The 24,558-nt window shown below is 32.1% G+C and carries 26 protein-coding genes; 5 read left to right on the top strand and 21 right to left on the bottom strand.

Annotated elements, in window-relative coordinates:
• Positions 1-22: 22 nt before the first annotated feature.
• The 8 genes from Q1A01_RS20465 to Q1A01_RS20430 form a co-directional block, all read right to left on the bottom strand.
• The gene (locus Q1A01_RS20465; RefSeq protein ID WP_299684601.1) at positions 23-451 is read right to left on the bottom strand and encodes a hypothetical protein; all 429 of its coding nucleotides are present in this window, start codon (positions 449-451) and stop codon (positions 23-25) included.
• Between the two features lie 75 nt (positions 452-526).
• Complete coding sequence (locus Q1A01_RS20460; protein WP_299684599.1) at positions 527-649, bottom strand: hypothetical protein; 123 nt, start codon at positions 647-649, stop codon at positions 527-529.
• Between the two features lie 184 nt (positions 650-833).
• Positions 834-1,217 (bottom strand): hypothetical protein, encoded by a 384-nt coding sequence (locus tag Q1A01_RS20455; RefSeq protein WP_299684597.1) that lies wholly within the window; start codon positions 1,215-1,217, stop codon positions 834-836.
• Positions 1,198-1,530, bottom strand: coding sequence for a hypothetical protein (locus Q1A01_RS20450; RefSeq protein ID WP_299684595.1), 333 nt, complete (start codon positions 1,528-1,530; stop codon positions 1,198-1,200). Before Q1A01_RS20450 ends, Q1A01_RS20455 begins: the two co-directional genes overlap by 20 nt.
• A 7-nt stretch (positions 1,531-1,537) precedes the next feature.
• Positions 1,538-1,885 (bottom strand): DUF1629 domain-containing protein, encoded by a 348-nt coding sequence (locus Q1A01_RS20445; protein WP_366520118.1) that lies wholly within the window; start codon positions 1,883-1,885, stop codon positions 1,538-1,540.
• A gap of 151 nt (positions 1,886-2,036) precedes the next feature.
• Complete coding sequence (locus Q1A01_RS20440; RefSeq protein WP_299684591.1) at positions 2,037-2,558, bottom strand: DUF1629 domain-containing protein; 522 nt, start codon at positions 2,556-2,558, stop codon at positions 2,037-2,039.
• A gap of 19 nt (positions 2,559-2,577) precedes the next feature.
• Positions 2,578-6,597 carry an AHH domain-containing protein gene (locus Q1A01_RS20435; RefSeq protein WP_299684589.1) on the bottom strand — a complete coding sequence of 1,340 codons (4,020 nt, stop codon included), beginning with the start codon at positions 6,595-6,597 and terminating at the stop codon, positions 2,578-2,580.
• 477 nt (positions 6,598-7,074) lie between these two features.
• Positions 7,075-7,629, bottom strand: coding sequence for a hypothetical protein (locus tag Q1A01_RS20430; RefSeq protein WP_299684587.1), 555 nt, complete (start codon positions 7,627-7,629; stop codon positions 7,075-7,077).
• A gap of 272 nt (positions 7,630-7,901) precedes the next feature.
• Here Q1A01_RS20430 and Q1A01_RS20425 point away from each other — a divergent pair, with 272 nt between their 5' ends.
• Entirely contained in the window at positions 7,902-8,093 is a 192-nt protein-coding gene (locus Q1A01_RS20425; protein WP_299684585.1) for a hypothetical protein, read from the top strand.
• A 75-nt stretch (positions 8,094-8,168) separates the two neighbouring features.
• Here the strand turns inward: Q1A01_RS20425 and Q1A01_RS20420 are convergent, their stop codons facing one another.
• The 6 genes from Q1A01_RS20420 to Q1A01_RS20395 form a co-directional block, all read right to left on the bottom strand.
• Positions 8,169-10,124 carry a mucoidy inhibitor MuiA family protein gene (locus Q1A01_RS20420; RefSeq protein WP_299684583.1) on the bottom strand — a complete coding sequence of 652 codons (1,956 nt, stop codon included), beginning with the start codon at positions 10,122-10,124 and terminating at the stop codon, positions 8,169-8,171.
• A 155-nt stretch (positions 10,125-10,279) separates the two neighbouring features.
• Positions 10,280-10,690 (bottom strand): thiol-disulfide oxidoreductase DCC family protein, encoded by a 411-nt coding sequence (locus Q1A01_RS20415; protein ID WP_299684581.1) that lies wholly within the window; start codon positions 10,688-10,690, stop codon positions 10,280-10,282.
• 177 nt (positions 10,691-10,867) lie between these two features.
• Positions 10,868-11,263 (bottom strand): hypothetical protein, encoded by a 396-nt coding sequence (locus tag Q1A01_RS20410; protein WP_299684579.1) that lies wholly within the window; start codon positions 11,261-11,263, stop codon positions 10,868-10,870.
• A 24-nt stretch (positions 11,264-11,287) separates the two neighbouring features.
• Positions 11,288-13,459, bottom strand: coding sequence for a DNA mismatch repair protein MutS (locus tag Q1A01_RS20405; protein WP_299684577.1), 2,172 nt, complete (start codon positions 13,457-13,459; stop codon positions 11,288-11,290).
• Between the two features lie 204 nt (positions 13,460-13,663).
• On the bottom strand, positions 13,664-13,846 hold the full coding sequence (locus tag Q1A01_RS20400; protein WP_299684576.1) for a class I lanthipeptide: 183 nt from the start codon (positions 13,844-13,846) through the stop codon (positions 13,664-13,666).
• A 106-nt stretch (positions 13,847-13,952) separates the two neighbouring features.
• Positions 13,953-15,596 (bottom strand): helix-turn-helix transcriptional regulator, encoded by a 1,644-nt coding sequence (locus Q1A01_RS20395; protein WP_299684574.1) that lies wholly within the window; start codon positions 15,594-15,596, stop codon positions 13,953-13,955.
• Between the two features lie 480 nt (positions 15,597-16,076).
• Between Q1A01_RS20395 and Q1A01_RS20390 the strand changes: the two genes are divergently transcribed.
• From Q1A01_RS20390 to Q1A01_RS20375, 4 genes are all read left to right on the top strand, one after another.
• Positions 16,077-16,895: a hypothetical protein gene (locus Q1A01_RS20390; protein ID WP_299684572.1), complete on the top strand. Its 819-nt coding sequence runs from the start codon at positions 16,077-16,079 to the stop codon at positions 16,893-16,895.
• An 82-nt stretch (positions 16,896-16,977) separates the two neighbouring features.
• On the top strand, positions 16,978-17,418 hold the full coding sequence (locus tag Q1A01_RS20385; protein ID WP_299684570.1) for a hypothetical protein: 441 nt from the start codon (positions 16,978-16,980) through the stop codon (positions 17,416-17,418).
• A 4-nt stretch (positions 17,419-17,422) separates the two neighbouring features.
• Positions 17,423-18,577 carry a hypothetical protein gene (locus Q1A01_RS20380; protein ID WP_299684568.1) on the top strand — a complete coding sequence of 385 codons (1,155 nt, stop codon included), beginning with the start codon at positions 17,423-17,425 and terminating at the stop codon, positions 18,575-18,577.
• 76 nt (positions 18,578-18,653) lie between these two features.
• Positions 18,654-19,319 carry a uracil-DNA glycosylase gene (locus Q1A01_RS20375; RefSeq protein WP_299684566.1) on the top strand — a complete coding sequence of 222 codons (666 nt, stop codon included), beginning with the start codon at positions 18,654-18,656 and terminating at the stop codon, positions 19,317-19,319.
• Between the two features lie 4 nt (positions 19,320-19,323).
• Here the strand turns inward: Q1A01_RS20375 and Q1A01_RS20370 are convergent, their stop codons facing one another.
• The 7 genes from Q1A01_RS20370 to Q1A01_RS20340 form a co-directional block, all read right to left on the bottom strand.
• Positions 19,324-19,665, bottom strand: a complete 342-nt coding sequence (locus tag Q1A01_RS20370) for a phosphotyrosine protein phosphatase (protein WP_299684564.1) — start codon at positions 19,663-19,665, stop codon at positions 19,324-19,326.
• 279 nt (positions 19,666-19,944) lie between these two features.
• Positions 19,945-20,796 carry a substrate-binding domain-containing protein gene (locus Q1A01_RS20365; protein ID WP_299684562.1) on the bottom strand — a complete coding sequence of 284 codons (852 nt, stop codon included), beginning with the start codon at positions 20,794-20,796 and terminating at the stop codon, positions 19,945-19,947.
• Between the two features lie 38 nt (positions 20,797-20,834).
• Positions 20,835-21,707: a nucleoside phosphorylase gene (locus tag Q1A01_RS20360; protein WP_299684560.1), complete on the bottom strand. Its 873-nt coding sequence runs from the start codon at positions 21,705-21,707 to the stop codon at positions 20,835-20,837.
• 6 nt (positions 21,708-21,713) lie between these two features.
• Positions 21,714-22,646, bottom strand: a complete 933-nt coding sequence (locus tag Q1A01_RS20355; RefSeq protein WP_299684558.1) for a DUF1835 domain-containing protein — start codon at positions 22,644-22,646, stop codon at positions 21,714-21,716.
• 13 nt (positions 22,647-22,659) lie between these two features.
• Complete coding sequence (locus tag Q1A01_RS20350) at positions 22,660-23,205, bottom strand: hypothetical protein (RefSeq protein ID WP_299684556.1); 546 nt, start codon at positions 23,203-23,205, stop codon at positions 22,660-22,662.
• A 24-nt stretch (positions 23,206-23,229) separates the two neighbouring features.
• Positions 23,230-23,559 (bottom strand): translation initiation factor, encoded by a 330-nt coding sequence (locus Q1A01_RS20345; protein ID WP_299684554.1) that lies wholly within the window; start codon positions 23,557-23,559, stop codon positions 23,230-23,232.
• Between the two features lie 4 nt (positions 23,560-23,563).
• Positions 23,564-24,514: a 2-oxoglutarate and iron-dependent oxygenase domain-containing protein gene (locus Q1A01_RS20340; protein WP_299684552.1), complete on the bottom strand. Its 951-nt coding sequence runs from the start codon at positions 24,512-24,514 to the stop codon at positions 23,564-23,566.
• Positions 24,515-24,558: the final 44 nt, after the last annotated feature.

Genomic DNA, 24,558 nt, shown 5'->3' with positions numbered 1-24,558 from the left:
TAAATTCTTCATCAAACCTGAACTAAATAATAATTATTTGTCGAATTTTAAGGTGTCCTAAAAAGGGGAAGCCTACAATAGAAGCTAATTCTTCTTTAGATAAATAATTTGATTTAATGACTCTGTCCTTTATAAACTTAGCTATATCGTATTTTTTTTCTAAACTTTCAATTAAAGTTTTATCACCTACTGTTAAGTTTTCATCTGTTGTGAATATTTCATCCAATTCATCATCAAAATGACTAAATTCATTTTTCGAAACGAAAAATATAATTACATCAACATCATTATGTTTATAAATATGTAAACCAGTTTTTTCTAATTCTTTTCCATATTTTTCTTTTCTGTCAAGAGCAGAAATAATCATTTCTTTTCCTTGATATTTTTCTGATGGAGTAACTACAAATCTAGCGTCTAATAAGGCTACTTTTCGTATGTTATTAATAGACATAGAGTCAAATACAAGACTTAAAGGCCATTGATCATCTATTTCTTTAATTTCAGGTATAAATTTAAGATCTATTCCCTAGCGAGGATTTAAGGAAACTCCAAAGATTCCTTCTGTTTTTTCTTCTCCAAATACCTCTATATAGTCTTGCTCTGTATCTATACAAGATATTCTGAAATTATATTTAGCAGTTTGATGCATAATTATCTTATTTTACGATCCTATGCGTAATATATTCCATCTTCAATAAGTTCGACTTTTTCTGCTTCAATAATTACAATATTATCCCCTAAATGTAAAACATAAGTCTCCAATTTATTATTTCCATTGGTATCAATTATATATAATGCAAAATATTATTGTATTTTTTTTTTATCAATTGTCTCTAAACAAAAAAGTCTTCTTCATTTAATAATTCTATGTGATTGTATTCATACAAGGTTTCAACTTCAAAAGATTTAAGATCAATTGCAGATTTATAAATTTGGATATCTTCCCAATTATCATATGATATATGAATTGTTTTATTACCATTATCATCAATCTTAATTAATTGTTTTCCTAATTTTGAATTTTCCCAAGTTACTCCATCTTCTAGTATTACTTTTTTAATACTAGATGTTAATTCAACTTTTTTCGTTTTTTTATTAAGATAAAAATCAAATTGTGAATATGATTTAATCCAATGTGGAGCTTGTTTATTTAGTAAAAAGTTATGGAAATCTTTTTTTAATATTTCCTCAATTTCTTCATTTGATTTTCTTTTCATTTTTTCTAAAGTTAAATTTATTCTTCAAATAAATTATCATAATAATTTTGATTTCTTTATTATTACTTTCGTGATAGAAAGTGTGGGGAATGAAATCTATGTATGATAAATTTAAACTAGAAAAAAAATCTTTTGCTTTTTCTGATATAACAGGTCCTGTTAAAGATATCATATCAGATTCATTCTTTCCCTTAAAATAGATTTTATCTACTCTAAGTTTTTTTCCTTCAGAAATACTATTTAACCCATCATCATATTCAATAGGAATATAAATATCATCTTTATTAATATCATGTTCTAATAGATAGTACATTTTATTATTATGGCAAAGGGTTGAATTTTAATTTTTTAAGATCGGAGTTCTCAATTTTTGATTTCATTATATCATTAATTATTATTCTCAACTTTAAACCTTGGCACTGAAAAAACATTTCATTAAAATCATTTCTTAATTTAAGACTATTTATTTTTCTGATCAAACCTTGTATTTCAACTAAATCAGATTTATCATAGTCAATACAATCTTTGCTTTTTGAAAATTTTAGAATAAATGAATTTATTTTTTTTTTGTCTTTTTCGATTTGAATTGGTAGGAATAATACATCTTGAATTTTTAATTCTTCTATGAAGTTTTTAAAATTTTCAGAAACCACATGTGTTCCTGAAATTAAATAATCTGTATCATTACTCCCTATATATGGGATACTTTCTAAAGATGATTTTTTTCTTCAGAAATTATTTCTAATGAACCTTGGTATTCAAAAGGAATCATAATATCTTCTTCTTTGTAATCTCTTTCTAAAAGGTAATAATTCATTATTAAGATTTGTATTCACTTACTGGAATAAATTCAAATCCTTTCAAATTATTTTTAATAATTATTTTTTTAAATTCATCATTAATAAATAATTTACTAGAGCCTTTTAAATAAAAGATACATGGTTCTTTAATATGAAAAGAAGGATCAAATACTAGTTTTTTAATTCGTCTAATCCTGTCCCCAAGAATAAATAGATCTGATTCTTCATAATCAATACAATTTATTTCATTTTCTATTTTCATTAGAAAAATTTCTAATGGCTGCTCAGAATCTATTGAATAAAATGTATATGGTATAAAAGTTAGATATGGTAAGTTTAGACTTAAAAATACATCTTTAGCTTTTTTTGATATAGCAAATCCTTCTAAAGAATAAAAATCAGTAGGTTCATTCCCTTCATAATTTATTTTATCCAATTTGGTGCCTTTTCCATTTACTAAATTATTGAGCGTAGTAGCATGTTCAAATGAAATATAAATGTCATTTGTCTCAATTTCATGATTGATTTTGTAGTATGTCATTGTAAATTAATAATTTAACTTAATTTAAAACTCTAATAGTATCTTCATTAGTTAATGAAGATAAAGTCATTTTAGTCTCTTTTATATATAATAAAAACTCTTCTTTTATTATAAGTTTATCAGCTTTAGATAAATTGTTGAAACCATTGAAAAAATCTGATAAATCCTTTCTGATTATTTCATTATATTTAGGATGTGTTTGATGTTTTGCTCTTTTCCAAAAATCAATTGGCACTTCTGACGAATTTAATGTTTTTCTTGCATTTTCTATTACTATATCAAACTCTTTTACAGGAGGTAACATAGTTCCGTTAAATGCATCATCAAGGTTAATACCCAATTCATCAAATACCTTTCCAAATTCAATTTCCATTTCTTTGGGTACTACGTGATGAGCTTCATATTTAGAAGGAAATGCTTCTTCAGGTAATAATCCTTTTTTACGACGTTCTCTAATATCTTTTTTAATAGCACTTTTTAACTTATTCAAAGCTTTACTAGATGGGGCCTTTAATTTATTTTTTATCTTTTTCTTCTTTTGAATAATGTCTAAAGTTTCATCAGCATCAATTTCATCAATTCGATTAAATATTTTTTTATTTTCTTCTAATGTTTGAGCTGCTGTATCACGTACATTACGACCTCCGCTAAATCCTGAATTATCTATATCTTTTCCTAACGGAGAGTTAATCTCGATATCCTTTGTTCCAATAAGGCGTCCTCTTGTACCATCTACGGTGATTTCATCACCAATTTTAGCTCCTTTAATTTTATCTTTATCAACATGTTTTACTTCCCCACTAGCCAACAACACCCATGGATTAATATGTCCTTCTAGTTTAAAGCGTTTACCAGAACGTGTAATTCTAAAACGATCAAAACCTAATCTTTTTAATAATACTCTTCCAGCAGATTTTAAACTCTTAGCACCTTTTACACTGCCGCGTTTTACGCCTTGTAATACAATCTTGCCATTTTTAACAGCACGTCTAGATCCGTTTCTAGTGACAGCCAATAAACGTTTTCCATTTTTAACTTGCCCTTTTACAAATCCTTTAGTTCCTTTTACAATGGCTTTTTGTGTTGTTTTAAGCCCTCCTTTTGCCGTTTTTAATCCTGCTTTTGCAGCCTTAAATACGCCTTTGGCTCCAAACATAAGGGCAAATACCAATTCAATAATTAATATGGCTAGACCACGTGCCATACTCTTAGCACCACCCTTAATATCATTATCCCATGCTTTGCTTAAATAGTTTTTGAAATGTTTTCCTAATTGGAACAATGCATCGGCAGCAAAGAATACAGATAGAATATTCAGTAATAGTGGTAAGGCTGCAAGAATGGCTCCACCTGTCAAGATATTTGCTGCTATTAAACCAGCAACACCTAATACTAAAGCTGCAATAATCCCTATTTTATTTTCAGCCCACCATAGTTTAACAGCATCTAGCATCGCACCAGCAGCGCCAGAAGCTCTTGCTTTTACAGATTTATAAGGGCCTACCCATCCGCTTTCTTCTTTATCTTTTGGTGTTAAGGAGTTAATATACTCTGTAGTAATGAATGGTGTTTGTGTAGCAGTTGTATCACTTGACACTTCAGTTTCTGCTGTATTTCCTGCTTTTATCGCAGCTATACCATTGGTATCTGCTGTGGTAGATCCAATTTCTACAGGTACACCGTCTGGCATAGCTGCAATCTCAGCTAATAAAGCATCATTTAACTGTAAATCGTCTTGTACAGGCACATCAAAATCTGATGCTACATAACTTTCTTTATCAAAGATGCTATCATCTATATCATTGGTTGTTGGAATAGTGGTTTCTATACCACCACCTTGTGCAGCAAGAAGATCATTCTTCTTCACATCATCCATTGTTAATCCAAAGACTTTTGGAATTTCATTTTCTAATGGCTCTTCTACATCTTGTCCTAATAATTCACTTGCCATTTGTGGGAAGAAATGATCTGGTGATTCTTTGGCAGCACTTCCTAACCAACCTATTTTCTGAATAAGTTTTAGAGCACCCACCGTAATGGCTTCTAGTACATCTAATACAGCATTCATTACCTTTTGATATACTGCGAGTACAGCGTCTATTACTCTTCCTACCGCATCTAATAATGCATGTACCGTTTTCTCAAGGGCATCTGCTACTTTATTGATGACCTCTATCGTTTGAGCTACTTTTTTATCAATAAAGGCATTGAATTTCTTGGCTGTTTCTGGGAACATAAAGAGAGCTGCACTTACCACAGATTTTGCAATTTCTCCAAAGGCTTTTACGGCTTTGATCGCAAAGTCTCTTACGGCATTGATAATACCAGAGGCTTTTTCTTTTGCCCAGTTGACAAGACTCTTAATAGCCGCTCGTAGCTTATCAAAAATGAAGTTGACAGCTTTTTTGATTTTATCAAATTGGTCACTTACCCAATCGATTGCGCTATCAAACCATCCTTTTTCTTCTTTTTCTACCCCTTCTTTCTCTTGTTGAGCAACCTCTTCATCTGCTTTTTTGGTTTTAGCTGCAATATCTTTATCGGCTTTTGCATAGGTATCTGCTATTTGTTTATTCCCTTCAGCTTGTTTTTTAGTGATGCTTGCTTCATTCTTAGTTTGCTCTTTAGCTAGTTGTATCGAAGCATCTTCTTTGATCTTCTGATTTTCGGCTTGCCAGTTTTCTTTTTGGTTGACAACTTCTTTTTGGCCTTTATTACGTTCTAAACGTTGTGTTGCTTTGGCTTCTTCGGTAGCAGCCATCATATCTTGATGATGCTTATTCTTTTCTGTCGCAATATTCTGGTCTTTATCAGTGCCAGCCATTTGCATATCTTGTTCAGCAGCAGCAATCTCACCTTGATAACGTGCTTGTAATTCTTGATTGATATTTGCTGTTTCTGCATCATCAAAACTTGGCATCTCTGTATGCTCTGAAAGTAAGCTTTGACGTTGCTCTGTAAGTGCTGTTTTAATGGTAATCTTCGCTTTCTTACTAGCTTTTTTAGGAAACATACCACTTTCTCCAAAGTCTTGTGTTGTGGCTTTTTGCGCGTTTCCTAATTCATTGCCTACACTTTGTTGTGCTTTAGCATTATTTGCTTGGATTTGTGCTGGATTTGACGCTTCATCAAAATTTGTAATAGGTTGTACGCCAAGATCTGATTGGGCAGCTGTATGTACATTCCCAAGGTTTTTTCTAGACTTTTGAATATCTTTTATAAAGGCACCTCTCTTGGTTGTTACTTTTCCAAGAGGTGCTTTTTTCGTTGCCTTATCAAGGCTTTTTGTTTCTTTACTAGCGGCTACTTTTTTAGCAGTAGTAGGTGTCTTAATCGTAGGTGTTTTTCCTTTTGCAACTACTTTTGGTGTTGGTTGGTTGGCTTCAGAGGTAGCATCTATGCCGGTTGGGATGGTGATTTCTTCCATTCCGTCTTGCACTTTGTTTAATTGATTTTTTTGTGCTTGTGCAGCTACGGCACTTGCTTCATTCATAGCATTAAACATCTGTAAAGGTGGTAACTTAGTTACACTTCCTATGGCAGCTTCTGGCGATGCACTCTCAATCTTTAGTTTTGGTTTATCTTGAGCTGATTTTTTCTCTTTTAGTTCTTGTGCCTTTTCTATAGCTGGAACTTCTTCTTCTTTTATTTTGTTTGCTTCGGTCGTAGCTTTTGTTTTTTCTGCTAACTTATTCTTTGGTGCATTGGTGGTATTTACCAATTGTATAAATGGATCATTATCTAATAATTGGGTAATAGGATCGTTTTCTAAGATTTGTGTAATAGGATCTTTTGCAATGAGTTGTTGGAAAGCATCTCCACCAGTTTCTGAACTAGTTGTAGTATCTTGAATTCCATTGGTAGTATCTAAATTTCCAACACTATTGATACCATCTGTTTTTTCTGGAGTTTGTATATCAGACTGAACGCTACTTTCTTTTTTCTCCTTTTCTATTTCAGCATCTGGTTTTATTTTAGATGTTGGTTTTACAGCTTTTAATTGTGGTACTACTTTAGATCTTGGCTTAAATTCGTACATAGATGATCTTTTTATTACACTTTAATGGATCATTAGATGAAAATAGACGCTTTTTAGAAAGCGCCTATTTTGCATGTAAACAACCCCAATATTTACATATACTTCGCTACAAATATGGGGTCTTATATGCTGAATTTAAAGTTTTCAGAAGGGTATAATCCGTAGTTTCAGTGGTTTGTGTTTTTTAATGAAAGGACTGTTTTTTTAATAGTTCTTTATAGGCTTCGATGTAGTCGTAAACCTGCCTGCTGGCGTTCAGGTCTCATAAATTCGCTTTACTGTTTCACTCTCCTTGCAGTCGTGAACCTGCCTGCCGACAGGCAGGTCTCACAAGTTCGATTTCGCGAAATCCCTCTCTGCCCTTTGGGCATCTCTCCCAGAGGGAGAGAAATTAGTGTCTATGTTTTAACTAAAGAGAAAAACCCCGTAAAACAAATGCTTTACGAGGTTTCCCAAAACTAACCAACCAAAAATCTATTATCTTTTACCGCTTCTAGCGCCTGCGCTGTTACGGTTTCTTTTTCTTCCATTATACGGATCATCATTATAGTAATCATTGGTACCATAATGGTCATTATAAATTACATGTCCTTCAGTGTGTGCAATTTCTCCATAACGGTTATAGAATATTCTTAAATTCCCTACACGTACCAATCTACCATTTCTATATCTTAATGTGACATTTCCAATCTGATTTACATCACAGTTACGGTTGTAATAAATATAATTACGTCCTACTTTAGTGACATTTCCATAATAATCATAAGAAACATAGCCTCTTCTACGATTGTTATAGGTTGTGCCTGGAGCGTTATATCCGCGTCTTCCGTGATGTTGAGGATTTAAAAACTTAAAATCAAACTCTCCATTTGGAAAAACAATAAACTTCACACCACGTTGTACAAATTTGATTTTTTGTGGCACATTGTAACGTATCCCTGTTGTGTTTGCGTGATCGAGATTCGTCACTTCATTTGCTTGAGCAGTCATTCCTCCTAGGAATAAAACTACTAATACGACTAACTTTTTCATATATAAAAATATTTAGGGTTATTACGTTACCGACTCTCGGCGTACGTTTCTTGGGTAGTATAAACCAAGGAACGTGCCAAAGTTTTAAGTGTTTGATAATTAATATTTTACATAATATTTTCACAAGGGCTTAAAAGTTATTCCTAATCTAAATTCAATTATTTCTTCTAAAAACATTCCTTTTACTATCAAACTACGGTTTTTCCGTAATTATTTGATAATCAGTTGTTTTTGTTATCTTAGTGTTATTATTAACCATAAAAACTTATAGTATGTTAAAGAAAATTTCAAGTTTAGGTACTTCCCTAAACAAAACGGAACAACAGCGTATAGAAGGAGGAATAAGACTTATAAGTACCTTAGTTTGCACAGCAAACACTATGGGTTGGGATTGCGGACCACCACATTGCCCTGGCGTATGTACAACAAATTATAATGGTGACCCTTATTGTCTTCCTTACTAGTATATATTGTACGTAGTAAAGTAAAAAGGAGAAGTTCTCATGGGATTTCTCCTTTTTGCTTTATAATATTCTGTTTTATAAATTAATGCGTCTTGCTTTTGGATATCGTATTTCATATGAAAATTCCTTTTCGGCGTTACTATTTGAATCAATATCGAGTATCCATTTTAAGATGCCCGTTTCTTTCTCATAAGCGGCATCACCAGTTTCGATATCATCTACTTTGATTTCTTTATGTTGTGATTTTGGAATTCTATCTACTAGTTTTAGATGGATAGGTGTGGCTTTGTTGTTTTTGATTTTAATCTCATAGGTATTGTCTACAATGCGTTGCGAACCTATAAAAGAAGTAGCTTTAAAATTGTCTACTTGTTTACGTGTGACCGCAACATTAGGATCTACACCTAATGAAACGGTAAGTTCTTCTGTAGTAGCCAATGGATCAATAAATGTTTTCCCAGAGAAGCTTCCTTCAAAGTATACATTGGCTTCTCCAGGTAATAAACTGTAACGCGCCCAATCTTTAAAACTTGCAGTTAAGAATACATTTTCATTAATGATTGGAGCGGCAAAGTATTCATAGGTTGCAGGAATTTCAAACGTATCTACTTCAATAACGGTCACATCACCATCTGAAGGAATAGAATAGTTCTTTTTAATTTCAAATCGAGTAGCGGTAAGTCCTTCTAATTTGATATCTCCCGTTGCTGTTTGATTGATAGCAACGCCAGAAGCATTGCCTGATAAATACCTTTCTATATCTTCTGATGCGACTTCACTTACAGCATATCCTAATGCTTTCGCTTCTTTTTTCACTCCTTGAGCCGTTACGATAACTTCATCCAGATTATTAGTGCCATCCAATGTTACATTCATCGTACTTGCATATATAGGAAGCTCTTGCGTTTGATAACCTACATAAGAAAATACGAGTTCTTTTCCGTTAGGAACCTCTATAGTATAACGTCCATCAAAATCAGTTTGTGTGACTATACTTGTTCCTTTTATAATGACTTCAGCCCCTGGTAGTGGACCATTTTCTTCCATGATAATACCAGTAACACGCTTTACATTAGCATTGTATTTGTAATTATGAGTTTTTGTTCTTCTATTCATATTTTTATAATAATTAGACACAAACTGTAAATACTTAGTGTTGACTTTGGGTTTGATATTATTAGTGCTTGGATCTCCTGTAGAAATAACCAGAGATACATCATCCCATGCAGCGCCTGTATTTTGATATACATGTGCTTTATAAGAAAGATCTAATGGAGTGTTTATAGTTTTTGCTTTTAGATCATAGATAGGATACCAGCCAGCATTTGCAACATTGTATGTTAGTTTTAACGATAGCGAGGTTTGTTGTTCACTGTTTATTTTTAAGGTGATTTTACCTGTGCTTTTTTGCTCTGTAATATTCAATTCATTGTATTGCTTTAAAATATCTTGTAGCTGTATATTAAGTTCTTGTCTCTTTTGTTCGGCATCTAAGATTTCATTTTTAATCGCTGTTATACGTTGTCTGTAATAGGTAGCGAGTGCTTTGATTTTTTCTAAATTGATTTCTTGTGTCGTACTTCCTAACTTTTGATTCAAATTAATAACCTCTTCTTCTTTTTGAAGTCCTAAAATCTGATTATTGATTTTTTTGATACGAACTGTGATGTCTTTTTTATCTTTTTGAAGTGCTTCTACTTCTTCCGTATTTTTTTGTTTAGTGAGGTAGTCTATTCCATAGTTTATAGAAAGAATAGAAGCTTCGCCAAGTCCAGCGACTTGAATACTGTTTTCATCTATCGTATTGGAGAGGTTTTCAAAAGTCAAAATAGTAGTTCCTTGTTTTATAAAGGTATTACTGATACGTTCTACTTCTGCGCCATTCAAGTATACCGTTACTTGAGAGACATCTGATGTGATTGATTTTTCTGAGGTTGTTTCTTCTATGCATACCAATTTGTTGGGTTGATTATACGCTTTCGCGAAAGCGTATATAAAAAGCATAAAAACTAGGAGTGTTATTTTTTGCATGGTTTCTTGATTTGATATCAAAACTAGGTACTTGATACCTTTTACAAAACCAATAATGAGGGAAGTAGCTCTTTTAGTTCGTAAAGTAGCTTATTGAGATAGGGATGAGATTTCCGTCTCTGTCTGTAGAAAGGCAGGTTAGTAGAAATACCATATTACCCTAAAAACTTAGCTTTTAATTCTGGCGTAGGAATCATACAGGATTCTTTTTTTCCATACCACTTATAGCGATTGCGAGCAATAAAATCGTACACTAGATTTCTAAGAAAAGGAGGGATGATTAAAAATACAGCAAGTAGTGGGTATCCACCAGAAAGCGAACGTGCAATATGCAATGCCGCCGAGGATTTCGTATATGCTTTGTCTTGATCTACAAGAATAATAGAGTCTGTTTTACTAGGATCAATTTGATGTTTATCCATTAATAATTTCCCTAAATCACTTTGTAAAGGCGCATATCTAAAAAGGTCATTTGGATCATGTTTGATAACAAAAGTAATAGAGCTATTGCAGAGGTTACAAACGCCATCAAATAGAATTATTTTTTTGTCTTTAGGTACTTCCATTTCATTACTGCGAAGGCGGGAATTTTATCCCAATACTTCACTTGTTATTAATTACTTTTACAAAGATACTACCCGTATCATAGAGTTATTGTAAAATCTTGTTAAGCTTCTTTGTGCGTTTACGTACTTCGACTACGCTCAGTATAAACTTCTGCGTCTCTGCGTTTCTTGAAAGTATTATTCTTTCTTTTTAAATTTTTGTCTAAAAGTAGATAGACTTATTTGTTTAGTGTCGTACTCTCTTATGATAAGCTCAGTGTTGGTTAATTTTTCAATGATATATTGTCGATTTCCTAATGTAAGAATAGAATCATTTCTTTTGTATTTAAAATTCAATCCATTAAGAGATTCTGATCCTGTAAAATCAGATCTAAGTATAAAGGTTAATCTGTCACAAGAAAATTCAAATTCTTCACCATTAAATAGGTCTGTACTTTTTGTAGTGCCATCTTCAAGTTCTTTATGATAACATTGCCATTTTCCAAAGAGATCGTGAGAATTATTTTGTGAATTCTGACAAGAGGTTACATCTGTTATTATACATAAAAGCAATACTATTACTAAGACTTTCATTTGTTTTAAATGTATAATTACTGATTACTTTTTCTTTTTGGCTTGTACTAATTCTAGTTGATCTACAGATACCTTTGTGGTAAACATTCCATAATCTACGGTCGCTTTTCCTTTTTCTATGAGGTCTATGATGCCCACAGCTTTTCCGTCATACATGCGCACACGATCGCCTACTTTTAAGATAGGTTTTGGTTTTTCTACTTTAGGGGCTTCTTTTTTGGCTTCTACTTTCTTTTTTCGAATAACGGCTACCTTTTTCTCAACCTCTTGTTTAATTTGATTTTCTTTTTGTTTCTGAGCTTTTGCTGCTTTTGCTGACTGTTTCTTACGTTTAGAATTTTCTATCTGAACAATTTTCATAAGCTCTGCAACGAGTTCGCGTTTCTTTTTATCGCGATAAAACTTCTCACTCACTGTATCTAGTTTTTGACCTAGATAAATAAGACGCTGATTGCTATCATAGAGTTCTTGATAGTTCTCTAATTTTGCCTGCACTTTTGCATTGATCTCTTGTAATTTTTGATCTTGTTGTATCGCTTTTTGTTCTTTTTCTTTAAGTGTAGAGGTTGTTTTAGCGAGTTTACTACGTTCTTTTTGAAGATTGGCAATACTCTTATCAAAACGTATTTTGCCACGCTCTACTTTCTTTTTAGAGCGGTTAATAAGCGAGTAAGGGATGCCATTCTTCTGAGCAACTTCAAAAGTAAATGAGCTTCCTGCTTCTCCTAAGTGTAATTTGAATAAAGGCTCTAATGTTCTTGCATCAAAAAGCATATTGGCATTGACGATCTCCTTGGTCTCATTGGCCATCATTTTAAGATTGGCATAATGGGTTGTAATGATACCATAGCTTTCACGCTCATGAAATACTTCTAAGAAGGTTTCGGCGAGAGCGCCTCCTAATTCAGGGTCTGATCCTGTACCAAATTCATCGATGAGGAATAGGGTATATTTATCACATTTCTTAAGAAAGTAATTCATATTCTTAAGACGATAACTATAGGTACTTAGGTGGTTTTCGATACTTTGGTTATCTCCTATGTCTGTAAGGACTCTATTAAAAAGACAAACTCTAGAATACTCATGTACGGGTATGAGCATGCCGCTTTGAAGCATAATCTGTAATAATCCTACTGTTTTGAGGGTAATACTTTTTCCTCCTGCATTGGGGCCAGAAATCACAATAATGCGACTATTTGCATCTAGCTTAATGTCTTGTGGGAAGGTTTTTTCTCCTTTGGCTGTATTGCTTAGATATAGTAGTGGGTGGTAAGCATCTTTAAGTGTGAGTTCTCTATCTTTTGTAATGGTTGGCAAAATTGCTTTTAGGGTTGAAGCATATTTTGCTTTAGCAGCAATAACATCTATAGTACTTAATAGCTCTTGGTATTCAATAAATAAAGAAATGAAAGGACGTACGGTATTGGTAAGTGCTTTTAAGATACGTTTGATTTCTTCATCTTCCTCAAAAAGCAAATTATTGAGTTCTCTCTGTGCTTGTAAGGTAGCTTCTGGTTGTATATATACAATACTTCCTGTTTTAGAGCTTCCCATAATGGCTCCTTTTACCTTACGTCTATGCATCGCTGTCACAGCGAGTACACGTACATTTTCAACTACAGATTCTCTGATATCATCTAGATATCCATACCCTTGATATTGTCCTAATGCCGATGCAAAACTAGAATTAATTCTTCCTTTTACTTGATTGATACTTCTACGGGTTGTTTGTAAAAGGGGAGATGCATCATCACGTAATTCACCATAGCGATCAAAAACCGCATTAACGGCATCTATAATAATAGTGGTATACTCTGTTGCTACTACTGTTTGATGGAGTGTAGGGTATTTTTCTTGGTATTTTTTGAAAAATTTTAGATGAATATTGACCGTTTCAGAAATACTAGAAAGTTTCTTAAAACTTCCTCTTTCTAAAACACTGTCTTCTATATCTAGAAATTTAATTTCACGATCTATAGGATCATATCCATGATTAGGAATGACTGTTTCATGAAATTTAGAGGAGACATATTCATTGGTTTGATGCAAACCAAAGAGTACTTCTTTGGAAGATGCATACGGAACAATGGCCAATGCTTTTTCTTTTCCATGATCTGTTACACAACGTTCTGAGACATGTTCGCAAACCGTATGGAATTCAAGATCTTTAAGTGTTTTTTGATGTATGTTTATCATCGTATTGATGCAGTGATGATGAGATGCTTACTCAATCATCACAGGATATTTTTTCTTTATAAATTATAGTTCATAGCCATTATAGCGCGACAAAAGTACAGAATAAATAATCTCAATACTATAATTTATTAGAAGAAGGGAGGTCTTAGATGTTTTGTTAGAAACATCTAAGACCATTTATATATTAGTATTGCTTTGAAATTGTTATCCAGAAGTGGTTAAAGACAATTCATCACATTTGAAGCCAGACCTTATTACAGTCCAAGAAACAGAATCTGAAGGTTCTTGTGATTCCCCTCCTTTTATTTTGTATAAATTAGGATTATTCAAATTTGCAATATTTGCTTTTTGAAACTGTAATTTTGAATCTTGGTTACTTTTTTTCATAATTCTAGTTTTTGGTTTAATTACACCTAAAGTTAAGAGAAATAACTTATTAATGATATTTTATGAAAGGTTTTGGTCATCTTGATTCATAAATAAAGACCTTTAATTACTTTAAAGTATTTAGTTTTTTTATAAAATAAGAAGGATAAATACCATATGCTTTATAGAAGGTTTTAGAAAAAGATTCAGCGCTTTTAAAACCACATTCTTCAGCAATTGCTTTAATCGTAAAACGGCGTAATTTAGGCTGTGTTTTTAGTTGATTAAAAGCATATTCAATACGTAATTCTTTTATATAAGAGACAAAACTTTTTTGTTTATAGTGATTAATAACTTTAGACAAATAATTGCTGTTAGTTTGCATTTTTAGTGCAAGACTATTCAGTGTGATTTTAGAATTAGTATAAGAATTTGAAGCTTCAAATTTTGATAATTTCATTAACAATGGTTCTAGTATTTCTTTAGGAATATCTGGTGGTGAAGTTTCAGAGATTTTACTTGTTATAGTCTCTTTAGGTTTATCAGTATGAATTAATTCTTCAAATCTTTTTTTATAGAATATTTTCTTTTTGTATTGGAATATTGTAACTCCAATAATTCCAGATAACATAAGGATTAAGATAGCAGATGAAGTATTTGATTTTTTCTTGTCAAGTTGTAATTGATGTATAAGTTGTTCTTTGCTGTTAATTAGATTAGGAATTGCAAATTTGTCTATGATTTCTTGGTTTACATATTTATAACGGTTATCTAAAATACTATCTACCTTAATAAGTTTTACTGTATATTTTAATTGTTGTTCTAGATTTACTTTTTTTTCATAATACTTTATGATTTGTTGATAGGCATTAGTGAATTCTGGTGCAATATTGTTGGTTTTTTGAACAATACTATCTACTTTTTTATAATTTAAAATAGATTTTTCTTCGTTTTTTAAATACGAATACGTCTTTCCTAAATAAAAATATCCCTTTGCGATAGTTGTTTGATCTTTAACTTTTTCTATATGAGGTAATGCTCTTGAGATATTAATCTCTGCTTCAACATATTGTTTGTCTTCTAATTTTAAAATACCATCTAGTAATAAAAAATGATAATAGTTTATGGATGTCTCTGATTCATTTTTATCCAATAATCCCAATCGATTATAGACTCTAGCTGAATCCAAATAATTCATTTTCCTATATGCATCTGCAAGGGAGAATAGTACATTATAATATAAAGGGGAGTTCTCATCTCTATAATTTTTCTCAATAACATACTTATAGCATTTTTTTGTGATTGTAAGGGCTTCTTGATTTTTCCCAATAGTAGACTTAAGTTGTCCTAGACTTTGATCAATTAAAAAATTTAAATGTTCTTTTCTACTTCCATGATTATATTGTGCCGCTTTTATATAATTGTTTAAGGCATTTTTATACAAATATTTTCTATGATAATAGACTCCTTTATCAAAGTATGCCGCTGCAGGAAAATTCTGTTTTTCAATTTTTTTTGATATTTCTATAATTGTATCATAAAGGTGAAAAAACTTTTCATCTTCTTTTGTAGAAATTATTTTGAAATAATATCCTCTAGCTATTTCTAAAGAATCATTTTCTTTTTTGGCTTTATTTAAATACGCTTGAATGTAAGTTTGACAAATAAGAGAGTCATTTTCTGATTTATAGATTAGCTTCTTTATGTCTTTATAATCAAGTGTAGCGAGAGAATCTAATGTTCGTTCTTGAGAAAAAAGTATTGAAGACATTAAAACAGTAAAAATAAAGATACAGGTATACTTCCTTATTTGCATTTGATGTTGGTTAAAGTCTTTTGCTAATGGCTTATAGTAAAGGATTTTAAAGATAGAACATTCATCCTTCTTTAACAAAATCACTTAAAAAATAGTTTGCATGACATGCATCGTTTATAAAATCTTCATTCTTAAATGAAGACTCTTGATTCTTAAATTACCGAGTATATCTCCTTGTTTTTTCTGACAGTTTACTAAACATTTGTATCAGAAATCAACACATATTTTTCTTGTTAGTTGTTTGATTTTTAAAATATTAAAAACGAATAATAATTAAAACCAAATGTATTTATGAATTGATTTTTTAAGAGAAAATAGAGACTTTTTCTACAAGGTAGATTGTCTTACAGAAAACACAATATGTTAGATAAAAACATTAAAAATCGCGGAAACCGAAAAGCGTATGAGTAGGTAAACTAATAATACAACCATATTATGAAAACTTTTATACATAGAATGACCATACTTTCGACAGTACTAATTTTCTTTTTAACAGTAGGCGTAAATGCCCAACCCGCACAGGTGCCAGGATCTACAGGAGGAGGTAAACCATGGTGGAAAAAAGCATTGGTAGATGCAGGAGGTGCTTTAGGAGGTGCAGGATCTGTAGGATCTTTAATTAATGTAGGTTCTATTACACCTGCTGGTTGGGTAGCTATAGGTGGAGGGGCTATATTAGGAGGCGGTAGTGCTTCTGTGGCTTACTCTAGTGAATCTTCTGCTGTAGAGCATGCAGAAGCAGCAGCGGTCGAATCAGGAAAGTCAGCCATGAATTCAGGAAATTCTAGAATGTCTAATAAATCAAGAACTTCAGATAATCAAAATGATCATATAGGGCAACTACATAATCAAATTATTGCTGATTATTTTGATAAACATTCCACCTATAATCGTAATACTTTTTATGATTTCGTAATAAGTGATGGACGTGTATACCCAAAAGGTATCACCCCAATACTTACAAAAAAAGATTATAATCAAATTGTTCAAGAGAGCATATATTTAAGAATTCCTAATGATAATGATAAAATCATCGAATTCATTTTAAAATATTTACCTGATAATGTAAATACACAAAAGTTTCGCGATTATTTGATTTTACTTTTAAATAGCAATACACAAGATTCATTTAATGCAAATCTTGATTATGCAGAAGGAAAAGTACGATCTGAAAATGATCTTTCTGACTACGACTCTTTTTTGATGGATTGTTTCTTTAGTACAGCAAGAAATTCTGCTGATTTTTGGGATTAAATAATTTAATAGGCTAGTATTTTGAACAACAAAACACTAGCCTATCTAAATAGTAATAATGTCACCCTTTAGGTTTGAAATTATGATAAAAGTAATAGTAATATTCTTGTGTATATGGTATACCAATCCTGGCATATCACAAATGGGAGCAGGTAGAAATGAAACTTCAGGCAATACAAATTTTAGTGGTAGGCATTGTAGAGGGACTAATGGATTATGTAGTATAAACAATGATAAAAATAGAGACAGTACCAATACCATTATTACATATCATACAAATACCATCACGTTTACTATAGATAGAAGCCTTATCAGTTCAATAGAAGAAACTCAAATTGTAGGAAGACCGATACTAGATTCCGATATTAAAACAATACTATTCTTTACAATGGGCGATGATTTTACATTTAGTAACACCTTAGTTAGTCATTTAAAAATACCATCACAAACTATTGTTATTAAAAAAGGATACTACCCAGTATACGTTACAAAAGAAAACTTGATAATAACCTTTAAACTCTAATATTATGAAATATGTTGCTTTTTTATTATTCGTGTTGTTTACAGGTCAGTTCTGTTATAGCATGACTACTTCTGATGCCGATGAATTAGAAGTTCTTCTTATGGATTTAATGGAAGAAACAGCATCTATCTCTCAAAAATATCGAAACCTTAATAAACCATTAGAAACTCAATTACATGTTACTAATTTAAAATTAAAAAACACAATTATATTAGAACAACAAGTTGCATTGCTTATTCAGAAAGATCAACTTCAAGATCAATTAGTGCTTAATGCACTTTCTGAAGTTTCAGATTTGAGTAAAATACGATATCTAAAAGGACTACAGATTATCAAAATACTATATGAAAAAACATTATCCTTAGATCATCATTTTACATCGGTAGCCACGTTTAATGAAATTAATAATCTGAGTAACCCTAATCAGTATCCCGAATTTAAAAAACTAAAAGATGACCTTTCTAATAATCAATATAAAAAAATGGGGTTCTCACTTCCCTCTATTTTAGGGGATAATATTTATACATCTATACTGCATTCTTTTGTTTCCCTATTTACAAGTAGTAATGGATCTAAACAAGAAAAAGAAAATGAATTGAAAGAAGTAGCATGTATTTTAGACTTCACATTACGTATGCATAATGACCTTAATACCATCTATTTTGAAACAGCTTTTCTTCAGAAAAGTAATGATAATATTATTAAAGAACTTGAAAAACTCTTTGTGGATTTTACAAAACCTATTAAGTATCAAACTGCTTTAAAAGAATGTAGAGGTAGTGATGATTGGGATGAGGTAAGAGAGCATTTATATCAGTATTTAGAGACATTGAATAGCATTATTCAAGATGAAAATCAGCGTTATCGTGCTCACAAAATGCAAATTAATTTAGAATTTCCTATAGATAGACTATTACAGTTTATCATACAATACAACTCTCACATAGACCAAGGAGGGAAGTTTTATGAGAAATTTGGAATCATGTTGAGCAGTTATGAAAATGAAGAACAATGTGCTACAAAAATTCCTGCAGAGTATACAAAGCTTAAAAATAATATTACCATTGCGATAGACAAATTTAATACAGCCTATAAACCTGTTGAAATTAATGGTAGTAAAATGAAAGAAGTATTATACGGTATTAATGAATATGATTAAAATAGATAATATTCTAGAATGTCTTGATAATTTTTAAGAAGAAGCATGTACCTTTACCATAGTAAGGTATAAGAAGATGAATGTAAATATACACGCTAGTTGGAAGGAACAACTTGTAGAAGAGTTTGAGAAAGATTATTTTAAAAATTTAATCACATTTGTAAAAGAAGAATATTCTTCACATACTTGTTTTCCTAAAGGGGATCAGATATTTAACGCTTTTGATCATTGTCCATTTGAAGATGTAAAAGTGGTTGTTTTAGGACAAGATCCCTATCATGGAGTAGGACAAGCTAACGGATTGTGTTTTTCTGTAAATGACCATATTGCGATGCCCCCATCACTGATCAATATTTTTAAAGAAATAGAAACCGATCTAGGAATTCCGTTTCCACAAACGGGTAATTTAGAACGTTGGGCTTCGCAAGGAATTTTACTGCTTAATGCCACCTTGACGGTACGAGCTCATGAAGCAGGATCTCATCAACGTAAGGGATGGGAAACATTTACGGATGCTGTCATTCATACGCTTTCGCGAAAGCGTACAAATATCATTTTCCTTCTTTGGGGCGGATATGCTAAAAAGAAAGGCGCTAAGATCGATACCTCTAAACATCACGTGCTCACCTCAGGACATCCGTCGCCATTAAGTGCAAATAGGGGGTATTGGTTCGGGAATAAACATTTTAGTAAAACAAATGAATTGCTAGAATCTTTTGGAGAGAAAGAAATAGCTTGGTAAGTGATTAGTTGGTAATTAAAGGAGTCACTTTTTGTTCTAAAATAGATATAAGTTCTTTTTGATAATAAGTAAAATCATCTGGAATTGATACTACCTGTATTTTTTCTTGATATTTAATATCACCTATTTCTATAATAATAGTTTTATGTTTTTCCTCCATTGTGATAACTACATCAGCCCAATTCATAAGTTCATGAGTTAATGGTTGTGTTCCTTCCTTTATACAGACTTTGTGATTTGTTCCAGCCGAATCAAATTGAACAGAAGGATATTTTTTTGAAAAATAATCAGCAGCAGTTTTTGATCGTTGTTTATTTGCAGAACAAACAAATAAAATTTTTCTCATTGCATTTTAAAGTAAAGACATAAAAAAATGACGCCGAAAATTTGAATTAAGCTTCAGCGCCATTTAGTATTGTGTTATATATAGAAATCTAAACTTATTCTTCGTCGGGCTCGGTTTCAATGCCTTTATTACAACTGAATTGAAGCAGTAAAAAATTTACTACTACTAAAATACCGATTACAATAAAAAATGTACTCATAGCCCCAAATTAATAATTATACTCTATAGATGCTTCAACTAGTAAAAGGTTGCGTCTAAAGTTAAAAAAAATACAAATTATTATAAATTAACGTAAAAATTATCTGTATCTAATTCTTTTTCAATCATTTGTAATTCTAATAATTTTGATTGTACTTCGCTTATTTCTTCAGAAGTGATTTGTTCTTGTGACCAAACGGTACCAGATAACCACTTTTGAATATCTTCCAGTTTTTGTTCATAGCGATGTGCAAGCATATGATCTATAGACGGAATATTTTTAAAATCATACGTTATGGTATTAATTATTTTTAATACACTTTTTATAGCATCATTTTTAGATGCGATTGCCTCAGGAGTTCCAGCAATGACAAAACAACTCCAAGGTGTAGGAAAATCACCTACTCTTCTAAAAATACCTGCATCTACGATAGGTTTTGTTGTAAAATGCTCCCACATAAAATAATCTGCTTCTCCATTAGTAAGTGCGTCAACGGCATTTTCTAAAGTATTTACAACTTCAAATGCCAATTTTGAGGTATCCCAACCCCTTTGTTTCGCCTGTACATGCGCCATTACATGTGATCCAGATCCATAACGACTTATCGCTGCTTTGGCATGTTCTAGCTCATCTATAGTTGTAAACGCGCTATCATGTGGTACATGCACTCCCCATAATAATGGAGAAGAAACATATAATTGTAAAATTTTTGAAGGGTTTCCGTTTGCAATATCTTTAATGACACCACCCGTAAGAATCACCGCTAGATCTATTTCTTTTGCTCGTAATGCTTTATTCATAGCTCCAGTACCTTCAGGAAATTCAATCCATTCTACAGATACTCCAGCTTTTTCAAATAATCCTTCTTCTAAGGCCAGATGCCATGGAAGGTTAAAATGTTCAGGAACGCCGCCTATTTTTATCTTCTTCATGTATGAGTGTAATCTAGTGTAAAATTAAGGAAATCTACTTACATAGTCGCGATACGGTCTAAGGTATATATAATGAGCTCATTTATCGTTTTACTAGGTTGCTTACTAAAAACACCTGTAGCTCGATTTGCTAAAATGGCATTTAATGATAGTGCTCTATGACCTAATAATTTACAAAGACCATAAATACCTGCTGTTTCCATTTCTAGGTTGGTAATTTTGCTTTCGCGAAAGCGGAATTCCCCCAACTTCTCATTCATACTAGGATCAGAAGTTTGTAATCGAAGAACTCTGCCTTGTGGACCATAAAAACCAATATTGGTCGCAGTAATTCCTTTTATAATTTGATCTGACATGAAATGAGTGGCAAGATCACGATCACACGTAACTACATAAGGTTCGCTTTTTTGAGGAGACCAATTCATGTGATTTACAAATGCTTTTTGCATATCATAGTGTTGTATGGCCGTACTGTCATAAAAATGTAATAAGGCGTCAAGACCTATAGCCATGTCACTCACTAAAAATGAATCTGTAGGAATGTTATCTTGAATAGCACCACTAGTCCCAATGCGTATGACATCTAATTTTGTATGTGTATCTTTTACTACTCTTGTCTCCAAATCAATGTTTACAAGGGCATCTAATTCGTTAAGAACAATATCAATATTATCGGTTCCAATCCCCGTAGAAATCACGGTAATTGCTTTCCCTTTATAGGTGCCTACGGTTGTTTTAAACTCTCTACGTTGTACCGTATGTGTAATGGTATCAAAATATGAAGTTACCGTATCTACACGGTCAGGATCACCTACGGTAATAATTGTGGGTGACATATGTTCTGGACGCAAATGTAAATGGTAGATACTACCATCTGGATTTAAGATAAGTTCAGAAGATGGGATTGCCATATAGTGTTAGACTTTAGTAATTTGATGTGAATCCTTATTGTAGGTATACGCATATTTTGAAACGCCTCCAAAATAACATGACGTATGTAGACCAGGTGCTTGTATGTACTCACCGTTTAAGGCACTCTCTCCTTTTTGATTGACTACCAAAATATCGTCCTGATTTTCATAATACGAATGTAGTCTTTTAATCATTTTGGATATCTGCATATCTCCATACCCATAATATCCTTGGTAATTAAGAACATACCCGCATAATTGATGTTCTGATGTAATTTGATGTTTTTTGATGAGTTTTAAAATATGTGACTCTAAGGTGTTTAATCCTGAATGTTCTTCTGGGAACCGTTTTTTATGAGCACTAATACAGTTTGATAAATAGATAAAATTACTATCCTTTGCAAGGTTAGGTTGTAATTGAGAATGATCGTCACTACAGTATAATCTCCAGATTTTATCAGATAGTATCTGATCATCTCCCGTTAGTGCTATTTTGTTTTTGTAATGGTTTAGTAATTGTTGTTCCGTAAGCTCAGATAATCCTTTTAATTCTTTTTCACCTGTAATACGACCGCTACAAACAAGGTATATAGGTTTCCTACAATCTATTTGTGCTAAATAACTTATACATGCCATCATATTGATATGACAAAAGAGGTCATATTCAAACCATAAAACAAGTTCATCATATGCTTGGAAATTACGAATGATTTCAAGCTGACTCATGAACTTTTCTTCATAATCATTTGTAGTAATGCTATAGTCTGTCTCTAAAAATGTTTTCCGAGCATTTATAAACTGATCATCTCCTATTTTATAGGTAGTTTTTCCTTCGCATAGCATCTCTCTCCAAACAGCAAAATCACCTTCAATTTGAAGTTTTAATAACCAGTCATTAAGACTATCTCCGTTTGTAATATGAAGTGTTTTTTGAGACATAACAATGGCGTTTTTATTTAAAGACTATATAAGCTACTGTAAAAACAATAAGTGGAGCTAATAAGATAAATTGGCTTACAATACTCCAAAATAAGAATTGTGTCCATTGCCATATGCCAAAACTTGTTTTATTTTCTTTAGTAACGAGGACTTCTAATTGTGATAGTTCCATAGTTAAAAAATCAGATTTTGATATTTCTAAATCAATGATTCCTATGTTATTGAGACCTTTTTTAAACCCCTTAAATACAGCTGTAGGATATAACCATAAACTATAAGCCATAGCAAAAAGACTTAAAAAAGAAAGAGGAAAATGTTTCCACATGCCTGTAGCAATTTCCCAACCAGAAATATAACCTTCTCCTTTCCAAGAAGTATCACAGTCATTTAAAACATGTTGGATATCATGTATATGAATAACATTTCTTCTGAATTTTGGATTAGGCAATGTCAAATTTAATCCTAACATTTTCATGGTAAAAGTTTTTTTATCAACCCCTCCATTTTCAGGAATCCCATTAGATTTATAAAAATCGTTTAATAAATGTTCTATCGTCATTTTGTGTATCAGTAATGTTAGAAATTATCCACCCACACGTTTTACTTTAAAACCTTTGTCTTTGAGGAAGTTCATAATTTTATCGCGATAATCTCCTTGTATAATGATTTGGTCATTTTTAAAACTACCACCTACACTCAGCATTTTTTTAATCTCTTTGGCTAGCATTTTAAAATCACTATCGGCGCCGGTATATCCTTCTATAATGGTGATAGGTTTTCCTTTGCGCTTTTCATATTTACAGATAAGCGGATCTTCCTGGATCCATAATGTATCTTCTTTGTCTTCTTGAACCTCAGGTTCGGAAGGTGTATGATCTGGAAAAAGATTTTTAAGTTGATCTTGTAAATCCATTGTTCTATTCTTTAATCAACCCTATCTCTACAAGGCGTTGGTGTAAAAATTCTCCAGCAGTAATGTCATCAAATGCTTTTGGATGCTCTTCAGATACACAAGCATCTAAACAGTTTAGTTTCATATCACTACGTGGATGCATAAAAAACGGAATAGAATATCTAGGTGTATCCCATTGCTCTTTTGGAGGATTTACCACTCTGTGTATGGTAGAACGTAGCTTGTTATTGGTATGACGTTCTAGCATATCGCCTACATTAATCACTAGTTCATCTTCATTAGGAATGGCATCAATCCATTCTCCATCTTTACGCAATACTTGCAATCCTCCAGCAGAAGCTCCCATAAGAAGCGTGATTAAATTGATATCACCATGTGCTCCTGCGCGTACGGCTCCTTTTGGCTCTTCGGTAATAGGAGGGTAGTGTATTGGGCGTAAAATACTATTTCCATTACTCGCCCAATGATCAAAATAATGTTCGTCTAATCCTATGTAAAGCGATAAAGCTCTTAGTACGTAGATACCTGTTTTTTCAAGCATACGATAGGCCTCCATGCCTGTTGGGTTAAAATTAGGAAGCTCATTTACAATGACATTATCTGGATATTCTTCGGCAAGATTGGCATCGGCAGATGGCTCTTGTCCAAAATGCCAGAATTCTTTTAAATCTCCTTCTTTCTTGCCTTTTGCATGTTCTTTTCCAAACGAAATATAGCCTCTTTGCCCTGCAAGTCCTTCAATTTCGTACTTTAATTTTTCATCTACAGGAAGAGCGAAAAAGTTTTTTACTTCTTTATATAAGCTATCTACCAGCGTATCGTCCAAAAAATGATTCTTTAAAGAAACAAAGCCTATTTCTTCATAAGCGGTTCCTATTTCCTGAACAAATTTTTGCTTTCTATTTGGATCGTCACTTAAGAAATCTGCGAGATCTACACTTGGGATATTATTCATTTTATAGTCTTAATAGGTGTTAGGCAAAGATACAAATTTTAGTG

This window comes from uncultured Dokdonia sp., from assembly GCF_947492815.1.
Taxonomy (GTDB): Bacteria; Bacteroidota; Bacteroidia; order Flavobacteriales; family Flavobacteriaceae; genus Dokdonia.
Note: the sequence above shows the minus strand (reverse complement) of the source record. Positions and strands in the feature narration are given on the sequence as shown.

Coding starts and splice junctions, on each gene's coding strand:
- Q1A01_RS20420 (WP_299684583.1), bottom strand. CDS start 10,124: ATGCAAAAAATAACACTCCTAGTTTTTATGCTTTTTATATACGCTTTC.
- Q1A01_RS20385 (WP_299684570.1), top strand. CDS start 16,978: ATGATAAAAGTAATAGTAATATTCTTGTGTATATGGTATACCAATCCT.
- Q1A01_RS20460 (WP_299684599.1), bottom strand. CDS start 649: ATGCATCAAACTGCTAAATATAATTTCAGAATATCTTGTATAGATACA.
- Q1A01_RS20465 (WP_299684601.1), bottom strand. CDS start 451: ATGTCTATTAATAACATACGAAAAGTAGCCTTATTAGACGCTAGATTT.
- Q1A01_RS20410 (WP_299684579.1), bottom strand. CDS start 11,263: ATGAAAGTCTTAGTAATAGTATTGCTTTTATGTATAATAACAGATGTA.
- Q1A01_RS20375 (WP_299684566.1), top strand. CDS start 18,654: ATGAATGTAAATATACACGCTAGTTGGAAGGAACAACTTGTAGAAGAG.
- Q1A01_RS20340 (WP_299684552.1), bottom strand. CDS start 24,514: ATGAATAATATCCCAAGTGTAGATCTCGCAGATTTCTTAAGTGACGAT.
- Q1A01_RS20435 (WP_299684589.1), bottom strand. CDS start 6,597: ATGTACGAATTTAAGCCAAGATCTAAAGTAGTACCACAATTAAAAGCT.
- Q1A01_RS20430 (WP_299684587.1), bottom strand. CDS start 7,629: ATGAAAAAGTTAGTCGTATTAGTAGTTTTATTCCTAGGAGGAATGACT.
- Q1A01_RS20440 (WP_299684591.1), bottom strand. CDS start 2,558: ATGACATACTACAAAATCAATCATGAAATTGAGACAAATGACATTTAT.
- Q1A01_RS20455 (WP_299684597.1), bottom strand. CDS start 1,217: ATGAAAAGAAAATCAAATGAAGAAATTGAGGAAATATTAAAAAAAGAT.
- Q1A01_RS20355 (WP_299684558.1), bottom strand. CDS start 22,646: ATGTCTCAAAAAACACTTCATATTACAAACGGAGATAGTCTTAATGAC.
- Q1A01_RS20405 (WP_299684577.1), bottom strand. CDS start 13,459: ATGATAAACATACATCAAAAAACACTTAAAGATCTTGAATTCCATACG.
- Q1A01_RS20365 (WP_299684562.1), bottom strand. CDS start 20,796: ATGAAGAAGATAAAAATAGGCGGCGTTCCTGAACATTTTAACCTTCCA.
- Q1A01_RS20345 (WP_299684554.1), bottom strand. CDS start 23,559: ATGGATTTACAAGATCAACTTAAAAATCTTTTTCCAGATCATACACCT.
- Q1A01_RS20390 (WP_299684572.1), top strand. CDS start 16,077: ATGAAAACTTTTATACATAGAATGACCATACTTTCGACAGTACTAATT.
- Q1A01_RS20370 (WP_299684564.1), bottom strand. CDS start 19,665: ATGAGAAAAATTTTATTTGTTTGTTCTGCAAATAAACAACGATCAAAA.
- Q1A01_RS20450 (WP_299684595.1), bottom strand. CDS start 1,530: ATGTACTATCTATTAGAACATGATATTAATAAAGATGATATTTATATT.
- Q1A01_RS20360 (WP_299684560.1), bottom strand. CDS start 21,707: ATGGCAATCCCATCTTCTGAACTTATCTTAAATCCAGATGGTAGTATC.
- Q1A01_RS20425 (WP_299684585.1), top strand. CDS start 7,902: ATGTTAAAGAAAATTTCAAGTTTAGGTACTTCCCTAAACAAAACGGAA.
- Q1A01_RS20415 (WP_299684581.1), bottom strand. CDS start 10,690: ATGGAAGTACCTAAAGACAAAAAAATAATTCTATTTGATGGCGTTTGT.
- Q1A01_RS20380 (WP_299684568.1), top strand. CDS start 17,423: ATGAAATATGTTGCTTTTTTATTATTCGTGTTGTTTACAGGTCAGTTC.
- Q1A01_RS20400 (WP_299684576.1), bottom strand. CDS start 13,846: ATGAAAAAAAGTAACCAAGATTCAAAATTACAGTTTCAAAAAGCAAAT.
- Q1A01_RS20395 (WP_299684574.1), bottom strand. CDS start 15,596: ATGTCTTCAATACTTTTTTCTCAAGAACGAACATTAGATTCTCTCGCT.
- Q1A01_RS20350 (WP_299684556.1), bottom strand. CDS start 23,205: ATGACGATAGAACATTTATTAAACGATTTTTATAAATCTAATGGGATT.